General features: G+C 49.6%; 13 protein-coding genes. 9 read left to right on the plus strand and 4 right to left on the minus strand.

Annotated elements, in window-relative coordinates; translation table 11 throughout:
• Position 1: 1 nt before the first annotated feature.
• From mrdB to lipA, 7 genes are all read left to right on the plus strand, one after another.
• Positions 2–1114 (plus strand): peptidoglycan glycosyltransferase MrdB, encoded by a 1113-nt coding sequence (mrdB, locus tag JM656_RS15270; RefSeq protein WP_203358508.1) that lies wholly within the window; start codon positions 2–4, stop codon positions 1112–1114.
• A 10-nt stretch (positions 1115–1124) separates the two neighbouring features.
• Entirely contained in the window at positions 1125–2216 is a 1092-nt protein-coding gene (rlpA, locus tag JM656_RS15275; protein ID WP_203358509.1) for an endolytic peptidoglycan transglycosylase RlpA, read from the plus strand.
• Positions 2217–2357: 141 nt separating this feature from the next.
• Positions 2358–3569 carry a D-alanyl-D-alanine carboxypeptidase DacA gene (gene dacA / locus JM656_RS15280; RefSeq protein WP_192611535.1) on the plus strand — a complete coding sequence of 404 codons (1212 nt, stop codon included), beginning with the start codon at positions 2358–2360 and terminating at the stop codon, positions 3567–3569.
• Between the two features lie 107 nt (positions 3570–3676).
• Positions 3677–3940, plus strand: coding sequence for a DUF493 family protein YbeD (ybeD, locus tag JM656_RS15285; protein WP_000850547.1), 264 nt, complete (start codon positions 3677–3679; stop codon positions 3938–3940).
• 98 nt (positions 3941–4038) lie between these two features.
• Positions 4039–4680 (plus strand): lipoyl(octanoyl) transferase LipB, encoded by a 642-nt coding sequence (gene lipB, locus JM656_RS15290; protein ID WP_203358510.1) that lies wholly within the window; start codon positions 4039–4041, stop codon positions 4678–4680.
• A 298-nt stretch (positions 4681–4978) separates the two neighbouring features.
• The gene (locus JM656_RS15295) at positions 4979–5953 is read left to right on the plus strand and encodes a YbeF family transcriptional regulator (protein ID WP_203358511.1); all 975 of its coding nucleotides are present in this window, start codon (positions 4979–4981) and stop codon (positions 5951–5953) included.
• Positions 5954–6140: 187 nt separating this feature from the next.
• On the plus strand, positions 6141–7106 hold the full coding sequence (gene lipA, locus JM656_RS15300; protein WP_203358512.1) for a lipoyl synthase: 966 nt from the start codon (positions 6141–6143) through the stop codon (positions 7104–7106).
• Positions 7107–7204: 98 nt separating this feature from the next.
• On the opposite strand, the gene tatE is transcribed toward lipA, so the two are convergent.
• A complete protein-coding gene (tatE, locus tag JM656_RS15305; protein WP_192611531.1) occupies positions 7205–7408 on the minus strand; it encodes a twin-arginine translocase subunit TatE in 204 nt (67 codons plus the stop codon).
• A gap of 128 nt (positions 7409–7536) precedes the next feature.
• Positions 7537–8325, minus strand: coding sequence for a deaminated glutathione amidase (locus JM656_RS15310; RefSeq protein ID WP_203358513.1), 789 nt, complete (start codon positions 8323–8325; stop codon positions 7537–7539).
• Positions 8326–8415: 90 nt separating this feature from the next.
• Between JM656_RS15310 and crcB the strand changes: the two genes are divergently transcribed.
• Entirely contained in the window at positions 8416–8799 is a 384-nt protein-coding gene (crcB, locus tag JM656_RS15315; protein ID WP_203358514.1) for a fluoride efflux transporter CrcB, read from the plus strand.
• Between the two features lie 53 nt (positions 8800–8852).
• On the opposite strand, the gene cspE is transcribed toward crcB, so the two are convergent.
• Together cspE and pagP are read right to left on the minus strand one after the other, a co-directional pair.
• On the minus strand, positions 8853–9062 hold the full coding sequence (gene cspE / locus JM656_RS15320; protein WP_000034826.1) for a transcription antiterminator/RNA stability regulator CspE: 210 nt from the start codon (positions 9060–9062) through the stop codon (positions 8853–8855).
• A 187-nt stretch (positions 9063–9249) separates the two neighbouring features.
• The gene (pagP, locus tag JM656_RS15325; protein WP_370552276.1) at positions 9250–9813 is read right to left on the minus strand and encodes a lipid IV(A) palmitoyltransferase PagP; all 564 of its coding nucleotides are present in this window, start codon (positions 9811–9813) and stop codon (positions 9250–9252) included.
• A 409-nt stretch (positions 9814–10222) separates the two neighbouring features.
• Here pagP and dcuC point away from each other — a divergent pair, with 409 nt between their 5' ends.
• On the plus strand, positions 10223–11605 hold the full coding sequence (gene dcuC, locus JM656_RS15330) for an anaerobic C4-dicarboxylate transporter DcuC (protein ID WP_203358515.1): 1383 nt from the start codon (positions 10223–10225) through the stop codon (positions 11603–11605).
• Positions 11606–11631: the final 26 nt, after the last annotated feature.

Genomic DNA, 11631 nt, shown 5'->3' on the forward strand with positions numbered 1-11631 from the left:
CATGACGGATAATCCGAATAAACGAACGTTCTGGGACAAGATTCATATCGATCCCACCATGATGCTTATTCTGCTTGCGCTGCTGGTATACAGCTCACTGGTTATCTGGAGCGCCAGCGGCCAGGACATTGGCATGATGGAGCGAAAAGTAGGGCAAATCGCCATGGGCCTGGTAGTCATGGTGGTGATGGCGCAGATCCCCCCTCGAGTCTACGAAGGCTGGGCCCCCTACCTGTATATTATCTGTATTATTTTGCTGGTGGCGGTCGATGCCTTCGGCGCAATATCCAAAGGGGCACAACGCTGGCTTGATCTTGGCATCGTGCGCTTTCAACCCTCTGAGATTGCAAAAATAGCGGTCCCCCTGATGGTCGCGCGCTTTATCAACCGTGATGTCTGCCCGCCATCATTAAAGAACACGGCGATCGCGCTGGTATTGATCTTCATGCCAACGCTGCTGGTTGCAGCACAGCCCGACCTTGGCACTTCGATTCTGGTCGCGCTTTCCGGTCTGTTCGTGCTGTTCCTTTCCGGCCTGAGCTGGCGACTGATTGGCGTTGCCGTGGTGCTGGTTGCCGCGTTTATCCCCATCTTGTGGTTCTTCCTGATGCATGACTATCAGCGCCAACGCGTAATGATGCTTCTTGATCCGGAAACCGACCCTCTGGGTGCGGGTTATCACATTATCCAGTCTAAAATTGCCATTGGCTCCGGTGGCCTGCGCGGCAAGGGTTGGTTACACGGCACGCAGTCGCAGCTGGAATTCTTACCCGAACGCCATACCGACTTTATCTTCGCGGTGCTGGCGGAAGAGCTCGGTCTGGTCGGTATACTCATTCTACTGGCACTTTATATTTTGCTGATCATGCGCGGGCTGTGGATTGCCGCCAGAGCGCAAACCACCTTCGGCCGAGTCATGGCTGGCGGTTTGATGTTGATATTATTCGTTTATGTTTTCGTAAATATTGGTATGGTGAGCGGTATTCTGCCCGTTGTCGGGGTTCCACTCCCGCTGGTCAGTTATGGTGGCTCCGCACTGATCGTGCTGATGGCCGGGTTCGGGATTGTTATGTCGATCCACACCCACAGAAAAATGTTGTCGAAAAGCGTGTAAGGGGTACGCAATGCGTAAGCAGTGGTTTGGAATCTGCATCGCAGCAGGAATGCTCGCGGCGTGTTCGAGTGATGATGGTCAGCAACAAACGACCGTCGCACCGCAGCCAGCGGTATGTAATGGGCCGATTGTTGAAATCAGCGGAGCCGATCCGCGTTTTGAACCGCTCAACCCAACGGCAAATCAGGATTATCAGCGCGACGGTAAAAGCTACAAAATCGTGCAGGATCCTTCTCGCTTTAGCCAGGCTGGGCTCGCCGCTATTTATGATGCCGAGCCGGGTAGCAACCTGACCGCGTCAGGCGAAGCGTTCGATCCTATGCAGCTTACCGCAGCGCACCCAACGCTGCCGATCCCCAGCTATGTGCGAATCACTAACCTGGCCAACGGTCGCATGATTGTCGTTCGTATCAACGATCGCGGCCCTTACGGCAATGATCGGGTGATTTCCCTCTCCCGTGCCGCTGCCGACCGACTGAACACGTCGAACAATACCAAAGTGCGAATTGACCCTATTATTGTGGCTCAGGACGGATCGCTCTCCGGACCCGGTATGGCGTGTACGACCGTTGCAAAACAAACTTACGCCCTGCCCTCTCGCCCTGACCTCAGCGGCGGAATGGGGAGTCCCTCTTCTGCACCAGACTCAACACCGCCACAAGGTGATGTTCGCCCGATCAGCAACTCGACGCTAACAAGCGAAGATTCTGCCGGTGCGCCAGTCAGCAGCAGCGGTTTCCTGGGCGCGCCAACTACGTTAGCGCCGGGCGTGCTGGAAGGTAGCGAACCCACGCCAGCCCCTGCTCCCGCCACGACGACGCCCGTCACCACTCCCACATCAAGCGCGGCAGTAGCGCCAGTCTCATCGGCGTCTACCAGCGGTCACTTTGTGGTTCAGGTCGGTGCCGTGAGCGATCAGGCTCGCGCGAAACAGTATCAACAGCGCTTAGGCCAGCAGTTTGGTGTACCGGGTCGCGTAGTGCAAAACGGTGCCGTCTGGCGTATTCAACTCGGGCCGTTCGCCAGTAAAAACGAAGCCAGTACCTTGCAACAACGTTTGCAATCCGAAGCTCAATTACAGTCCTTTATTACCGGCGCGTAGCGGTGTAAAGCAGGCATCTGAACTGTCAATTTTGTCAATGACGCTAACAAAGTCATGCCGAAAGTCAGATGCCTGCGGGTATAGCATTTGCTATAGTAGGGCACTTTTTTTAATTTCATCACGGATGTCGTAGTTCAGACCATGAAGACCACTTTTTCCGCTCGTTTCCTGCAGCGCATGGCGCTCACCACGGCTCTTTGCGCAGCCTCCATATCCGCTGTGCATGCCGATGACCTGAATATTAAAACCATGATCCCGGGTGTTCCGCAGATCGATGCGGAGTCATACATCCTGATCGATTACAATTCCGGAAAAGTCCTGGCAGAGCAGAACGCTGACATGCGTCGCGACCCGGCAAGTCTGACGAAGATGATGACCAGCTATGTCATCGGTCAGGCAATGAAAGCCGGTAAATTTAAAGAAACGGATCTGGTTACTGTTGGCAACGACGCCTGGGCGACAGGCAACCCGGTATTTAAAGGTTCATCCCTGATGTTCCTGAAACCTGGTATGCAGGTTCCAGTTTCACAGTTGATCCGTGGTATTAACCTGCAATCCGGTAACGACGCCTGCGTCGCGATGGCTGATTTCGCCGCGGGTAGCCAGGACGCCTTTGTCGGCCTGATGAACAGCTACGTTAGCGCGCTGGGCTTGCAAAACACGCATTTCCAGACGGTGCATGGTCTTGATGCAGACGGTCAATACAGCTCTGCGCGCGACATGGCGCTGATCGGTCAGGCCTTAATCCGCGACGTGCCTAACGAATACTCCATCTACCGGGAAAAAGAATTTACCTTTAACGGTATTCGTCAGTTAAACCGTAACGGTCTGCTGTGGGATAACAGCCTGAAGGTCGACGGTATCAAAACGGGCCACACTGACAAAGCAGGGTATAACCTTGTCGCCTCTGCGACCGAAGGTCAGATGCGTTTAATTTCTGCAGTGATGGGCGGTCGTACTTACAAAGGGCGTGAAACAGAAAGCAAAAAACTGCTGACCTGGGGCTTCCGTTTCTTTGAAACCGTGAACCCATTGAAGGTCGGTAAAGAGTTCGCTTCTGAACCTGCCTGGTTTGGTGATACCGATCGCGCCTCGTTAGGTGTCGATAAAGACGTCTACCTGACTATCCCACGCGGTCGAATGAAAGACCTGAAAGCCAGCTATGTTCTGAACACCACTGAATTGCATGCCCCACTGCAGAAAAACCAGGTGGTCGGCACAATCAACTTCCAGCTTGATGGTAAAACCATCGAGCAGCGCCCACTGGTGGTGCTGCAGGAAATTCCTGAAGGTAACTTCTTCGGTAAAATCGTTGATTACATTAAGTTAATGTTCCACCACTGGTTTGGTTAAAAATTGAACACTTGAAAGTGTGATTTCCATCCCCATATACTAAGCATCAGTAAAACTCCCGCTTTTGGCGGGAGTTATTATTTTATTTACGTTACGCCGGAGCTGACATGAAAACCAAACTTAACGAACTGCTTGAATTCCCTACACCATTTACTTACAAAGTAATGGGGCAGGCGTTGCCTGAGCTGGTTGATCAGGTGGTTGAAGTGGTACAGCGCCATGCGCCAGGTGATTACTCCCCGACGGTAAAACCAAGCAGCAAAGGCAATTACCACTCGGTCTCTATCACCATCAATGCTACCCACATTGAGCAAGTAGAAACCCTGTATGAAGAATTAGGCAACATCGACATCGTTCGTATGGTGCTGTAAGTCGTATTACCGTGGTTACCCGGCGTCGTCCGGGTAACAGCGTTTCCCTCTGTGTTATACTCTCCCTTCTTTTATTCATTCTCTACGGAGATGCCGTTTTGTATCAGGATAAAATTCTTGTCCGCCAGCTCGGTCTTCAGCCTTACGAGCCCGTTTCCCAGGCTATGCACGAATTCACCGATACCCGCGATGAAAACAGCAATGATGAAATTTGGCTGGTTGAGCATCATCCTGTCTTCACGCAAGGTCAGGCCGGTAAAGCGGAACACGTATTAATGCCGGGAGATATTCCCGTAATCCAGAGCGATCGCGGCGGGCAAGTCACTTACCACGGCCCTGGCCAGCAGGTGATGTATGTACTGTTGGATCTTAAGCGCCGTAAGCTGGGCGTACGTGAGCTGGTTACGTTGCTGGAACAGACTGTCGTCAATACCCTTGCAGAGCTGAATATCGACGCACATCCGCGTGCCGATGCGCCAGGCGTTTATGTTGGCGAAAAGAAAATTTGCTCTTTGGGTTTACGCATTCGCCGCGGCTGTTCATTTCATGGTCTGGCACTTAACGTAAATATGGATCTCTCACCGTTCTTACGTATCAACCCTTGCGGTTACGCAGGGATGGAAATGACCAAAATCTCTCACTGGGATAGCGAAGCGACAACCGACAATGTACGCCCCCGATTGCTGGCGAACATGTTAGCTTTACTTAACAATCCAGAGCATGAATATATCCAGGCTTAATCCGTAAAATATAATGACCCATATATTTTTGGGTCATTAACTATATACACTTTGAATGCTTTACTTCTCCGCCCGCTTTCTATATTTTCAATCAATCAACTATAACGTCGTTATAGGGTTCCCCTCATCCATCCGCATGATGAAATGGCGGGTCATATGGAAAATAAAGAATATTTTTCAACTCTTTTATTGAAAGAAATGCAGATGGCAATATTGATTAACTTTCAATCTAAAATATAAATTTAGAGTATTATATTTATTATATCATTCATGTAACGAATGATTCCGGAGCAAAAAAGTGAATGACAATAACCTGTCTGAAAAACGTTCCCCCGAACATCAATTAGAAGAAAAACCTCAAATATTCAAGACACTAAGAAATATCGATCTTAATCTTTTGACTATTTTTGAAGCGGTCTATGTCCATAAAGGCATTGTTAATGCCGCCAAAATTCTCAATCTGACGCCGTCTGCTATTAGCCAGTCTATTCAAAAACTACGGACGATATTCCCGGACCCCTTATTTATTAGAAAAGGTCAGGGCGTTACGCCAACCACTTACGCCACACACCTGCATGAGTATATCAGCCAGGGCCTGGAATCGATTCTTGGGGCACTGGATCTGACAGGCAGTTACGATAAGCAACGCACGATTACCATCGGTACAACCCCTTCTGTCGGCGCGCTGGTCATGCCTGAAATCTACAAAGCCATCAGGCAGCGTTACCCGCAACTTCTGCTGCGCAACATTCCCGTCAGCAATGCGGAAAACCAACTGGCCCAGTTTCAGACAGACCTGATCATCGACAACCACACCTATAACAATCAGACGATACACCGCCACGTCTTGTTTACAGACACCATGGAGCTTGTCTGTCGTCAGGATCACCCTTTGCTTTCGGTATCACTTACCGAAGACAATCTGAAGAATGCAGAGCATACCCTGCTGATGCTGGAAGGTCAGAATCTGCACCCGTTACGTCAACGTGTGCAAGAGATGTTCCCGGAACGGCAGGTCAGTTTTAGTAGCTACAACATCTTTACTATCGCGTCGATGATTGCGAACAGCGATGTGATCGGCATGATGCCTGCACGTTTTTATACGTTGTTTAGCCATTGCTGGTCGCTTAAAAATATTCCTTACGCCGCTCTCAACGATGAAAAAATCGCATTTTCGCTGCATTACAACAAAGTGAGCCTGCGCGATCCTATTCTTGAGAACGTTATCGACATCATACGCGATGCTTTCCGATGTGAAGATGTTGCTGCTTAGCCACCCGGGAGGGTGGATGAAGAGCACAAAACAACAACTATTTTACATTTTGCCGGCCACTCAGGCTGCTTTATGGCCCGTTTCAATGATATACTGCGTATAGCTAATTCAAAAATAGTTGATAAATACAACATTCCCTTGAATTGAAACGCTTACCTTCGTTATTCGCAACTGGAACACGCACGCTATGAGTAAACCCATTGTGATGGAACGCGGTGTTAAATACCGCGATGCCGATAAGATGGCCCTTATCCCGGTTAAAAATGTGGCAACAGAGCGTGAAGCCCTGCTGCGTAAACCGGAATGGATGAAAATAAAGCTTCCAGCGGACTCCACTCGTATTCAGGGCATCAAAGCAGCAATGCGTAAGAATGGCCTGCATTCTGTCTGCGAGGAAGCCTCCTGCCCTAACCTGGCTGAATGTTTCAATCACGGTACCGCGACGTTCATGATCCTCGGCGCGATTTGTACCCGCCGTTGTCCGTTCTGTGACGTTGCACATGGACGTCCGGTCGCCCCGGACGCCAACGAACCGTCAAAACTGGCGCAGACGATTGCTGATATGGCGTTACGCTATGTTGTCATCACCTCCGTCGATCGCGACGATCTGCGTGATGGCGGCGCTCAGCACTTTGCTGATTGCATTACGGCCATTCGTGAGAAAAGCCCGACGATCAAAATTGAGACGCTGGTACCGGACTTCCGTGGCCGTATGGATCGCGCGCTGGAGATCCTCACAGCAACACCGCCGGATGTATTTAACCATAACCTTGAAAACGTTCCGCGTATCTATCGCCAGGTGCGCCCGGGGGCTGACTACAATTGGTCTCTGAAGCTACTGGAACGCTTTAAAGAAGCGCATCCGGAGATCCCAACCAAATCGGGTCTGATGGTCGGCTTGGGTGAAACCAACGCTGAAATCATCGAGGTTATGCGCGATTTACGTCGTCATGGCGTGACCATGCTGACGCTGGGTCAGTATCTGCAGCCAAGTCGTCACCACCTGCCGGTACAGCGCTATGTCAGCCCTGAAGAGTTTGATGAGATGAAAGCGGAAGCGATGGCGATGGGCTTTACCCATGCCGCATGTGGACCGTTTGTTCGTTCCTCTTACCATGCAGACCTGCAGGCAAAAGGACTGGAAGTTAAGTGATCGTGTAACACTCATTTACATTTCAGAGAAAAAAAACCGGCAAATCGCCGGTTTTTTTTCTCTGTAGAGTATAACGTGCGGACATCCTGCTCCGGGTATTACTCTTTGTGAGAGAGTTTCTCAGCCTGAACGTCGCCGCTTGCGTCTTTCTTCGCTCCGGCATCTTCATCGTTCATCGCTTTCTTGAAGCCTTTAATTGCCGATCCCAGGTCTCCACCCAGCGTACGTAACTTCTTGGTACCAAACAGCAGAACAACCAGTGCGGCAACCACCAGCAGTTTGGTAATACTAATCTCACCCATAGATACCTTCTTAACTTAAAACAGGCTGCGTTACGCGCCGTATTAACCTGAAAATTGTAACGGTCTTTTGGCGCGCGCACACAATAGCAATCTGTAACAAGGTGAATCAAGCATTGTTTAAAAATACGTCATAATAATTGCGGTGGCGCAAATCGTCGGTTATGTAACACCGGAAGTTGCGCCCGGACCTGACGAACCCGCTGTGCGGAAACCTCCGCCATAATCAATGTCGGCATCTCGGCGGCAGCGGCTATTGTGACGCCAAACGGATCGATAATACGGCTTTGTCCAATATTTTTATTACCGCACTCCCCAGCGGCAATCATATAGCATGTAGTGTCCAGCGCTCTGGCAGCCAATAACGTTGACCAATGATGCTCCTTAAGCGTCCCTCTGACCCACGCAGCAGGAAGTACCAGCAATTCCGCTCCCTGAAGCGCCTGCGCCAATGCCAGCTCAGGAAAGCGCAAATCGTAACAGGTCATCAGGCCAACCTTCATATCATCAACCTCCAGCAGCGGCGCAATGGCATCGCCTGCGTCCACATTGCGGGACTCTTGTATCGAGAAGGCATCGTAAAGATGAAGTTTCGCGTAATGTGCAACAATCTTGCCCGCACGCAGAGCGACCAGCATATTAAATGCCCGCCCCGGCGTGGAGGGAACATGAAGGGTCAGAATGGTCGTCATGGCATTGCTGGCGCTCTCACGTAACAAGCGAGTCAAAAAGCCCCCTTCCAGAATCTGTGCTGATTTTACCGACAAGTCGGGGTCAAGATCGTCACGCGCCAATAACGCCTCTGGCAACACCAGCAACGCTACCCCATTTTCTGCCGCCTGAGACATTAACGAGACGCATGTTTGTGCATTTTTCTCCCACAAGGGACTCACCGCAAACTGCCCTGCTGCAACGAACATATTCCCTCCACTTACGTTTGTTGAACTCGCCAAAGAGGATTATTCAGCGTTACACTCACCCCTATACCAATCAAATAGCAGGATTGTGTTGTGTTACAACTTCTTTTAGCAGTTTTTATTGGTGGCGGTACAGGTAGCGTTGCACGCTGGCTGTTGAGTATGCGGTTTAACCCACTGCATCAGGCGCTCCCTGTTGGCACACTCGTGGCAAACTTATTGGGTGCTTTTATCATTGGGATGGGGCTTGCGTGGTTCAATCGCATGACGAATATCGACCCGATGTGGAAAGTGCTCATCACCACCGGCTTTTGCGGTGGCTTAACGACATTCTCTACCTTCTCAGCTGAGGTCGTTTTTCTGCTACAGGAAGGACGTTTTGGCTGGGCTATGCTCAATGTGCTGGTCAACCTGTTAGGGTCTTTTGCAATGACGGCAATGGCCTTCTGGCTTTTTTCAGCGTCGACTGCGCACTAGGAGCGAAAAAAAACCCGCAATTAAGCGGGTTTTGAATTCTTGCTGTCGTATGCTTACAGAGCGGTTACGTTTGCAGCAGAAGGGCCTTTGGCACCGTTAGTGATTTCGAACTCTACGCGCTGACCTTCAGCCAGAGTTTTAAAACCATTGGTCTGGATTGCAGAGAAGTGTACGAACACGTCTTTGCTGCCATCTTCCGGAGTAATGAAACCGAATCCTTTGGACTCATTAAACCACTTAACGTTACCTTTAATCTTAGACATCAAAATTACCTTTACATGAAAAATAGACACAAATGCTGTGTCGGGTATCAGTACATCAATTGTGGTGCATTTTGTCCAGTCGAACTTTGCCAAAAAGTGATAAATGTCGCGTTATTTTTTAGCTAACTGTTATTACACTTTGTTTTTATTGATGTTTTTTGATTAAGGAAAGTCCGGGATTCAGGCGTCAGAACTGAAAGCGCATCCATGCAAAGTAGACATTCCCGTTGTTATAGGTCCCTGGGATGTAAGTCATCTGGAATGTCGCGGGCCCATAGCCAATGGAAGCCAACGGTAATAAAACGGGAACAGGGATATAATTCCAGTTATCGCGCGCGGTGGCACCCGCCGTAAAACCTAACCCCATATGAAAATTCTCATCCGCTAGCGGCCGCCAGGTTTTTTCCCAACCATAGCCTCCAATCGGCTCCCACTTATTATAAGAATCCTTAAAGGCCATAATATAAAGACCGTGCCAGTTACCTTTATCATCCCAGCGTGATTGACCAAACCCCGCGCCCCACGGACGTTCATTGTAACGATCCGTTTTCTCTTTATCGTAGGCAAATCGCGCATGCCAGGTAATCGCTGGGACATAAAGATCATAATGTTCAGGTTGTTGCCAGGTTTGCGCAACATTCTCCTTCAGCGTATCAAGCCACCCTTTATCCTCTGCAAAGGCCTGAGGCAGGAGTATCAACTGCGCAAACAGCAATGAATAAATAAGAAAATATTTTTTAGCGACAATCACAACATAATTACCATTCTTGGGTTCGACGGCGATCGTAACAAAGCCAACTCAAATGAAACCTTAACAAAAAGGGAACTGAGAAAAATCGCAAAGTACGGGTTTTCTATTGTCTACGACTGTATTTCCTCGCAGGAATAATGCTCACAAATTCCCTTTCTCATTGTATGGAAATAGACTCAACCTTATTTAAATCCAGCCATTATTTGCAAATTAACAATATCGCATCAAATTCATATCAAATTAAAAACAAAAGAGGGTTTGTCTAAAAAAAAGGCTGCCCGGCGTTGAATCCGTCTTTTTATTGATTTCAATCAGCAAGGGAATACAGTTTATTCGGCACATTTTTATACTATTTTGAAGTCATTTACTTCGTTTTCACTTTCTGGGTGTCCATGCGACAGGGGAAATAATGTTGACATTTATTGAACTCCTTATAGGGGTTGTGGTTATTGTGGGTGTAGCGCGCTACATCATTAAAGGCTACTCAGCCACCGGCGTATTATTTGTTGGTGGGTTAGTACTGCTAATTATCAGTGCGCTCATGGGGCACAAAGTTTTACCCGCCAGTGAAACTGGCACAGGCTATACAGCGACGGATATCGTTGAATATATTAAAATTCTGCTAATGAGTCGCGGCGGCGATCTTGGCATGATGATCATGATGCTGTGTGGTTTCGCCGCCTATATGACGCATATTGGCGCCAACGACATGGTGGTCAAATTAGCCTCTAAGCCCCTGAAGTATATCAACTCGCCCTATTTGCTGATGATCGCGGCGTATTTTGTTGCCTGCCTGATGTCGCTGGCCGTCTCCTCCGCAACGGGGCTTGGCGTACTGCTGATGGCGACCCTCTTCCCTGTGATGGTCAACGTCGGTATCAGTCGTGGTGCAGCCGCTGCAATTTGTGCTTCTCCAGCGGCGATTATTCTCTCGCCAACCTCTGGCGATGTCGTATTGGCCGCAAAAGCAGCGGAAATGCCACTGATCGATTTTGCATTCAAAACCACGCTGCCTATCTCAATCGCCGCCATTATCGGCATGGCGATCGCCCACTTTTTCTGGCAGCGTTATCTGGATAAAAAAGAGAATATTTCACATGAAATGCTCGATGTGAATGAAATCACCACCAGCGCGCCCTCTTTTTACGCAATACTGCCGTTTACCCCGATCATTGGCGTTCTGGTGTTTGATGGCAAATGGGGCCCGCAACTGCACATTATTACGATTCTGGTTGGCTGCATGTTGTTAGCAGCTTTGCTGGAATTTGTTCGTGGTTTCAATACGCAAAAAGTATTTTCCGGGCTGGAAGTGGCGTATCGGGGAATGGCGGACGCCTTTGCGGGCGTAGTCATGCTGTTGGTGGCGGCGGGTGTGTTCGCACAGGGTCTGAGCACCATCGGTTTTATTCAGAGTCTGATCTCTATCGCCACCTCTTTTGGCTCAGCAAGCATCATTCTGATGCTGGTTCTCGTTATTTTGACCATGCTCGCGGCTATGACAACAGGCTCCGGTAATGCGCCTTTCTATGCCTTTGTGGAGATGATCCCGAAACTGGCGCACTCTTCCGGCATTAACCCGGCTTACCTGTCGATTCCCATGCTGCAGGCGTCAAATCTGGGACGTACTATTTCCCCGGTCTCCGGCGTAGTCGTTGCCGTTGCCGGTATGGCGAAAATCTCTCCTTTTGAAGTGGTGAAGCGGACATCTGTCCCGGTGATGGTGGGACTGCTGATCGTTATCGTCGCGACTGAAGTCATGGTGCCAGCCTCATCCGCGATCGTTGGCGGCTAACGTATCAATGCCGGGTAGCGACGCTC

Source organism: Citrobacter sp. R56, assembly GCF_016811995.1.
In the GTDB taxonomy this organism is placed as follows: domain Bacteria; phylum Pseudomonadota; class Gammaproteobacteria; order Enterobacterales; family Enterobacteriaceae; genus Citrobacter_D; species Citrobacter_D enshiensis.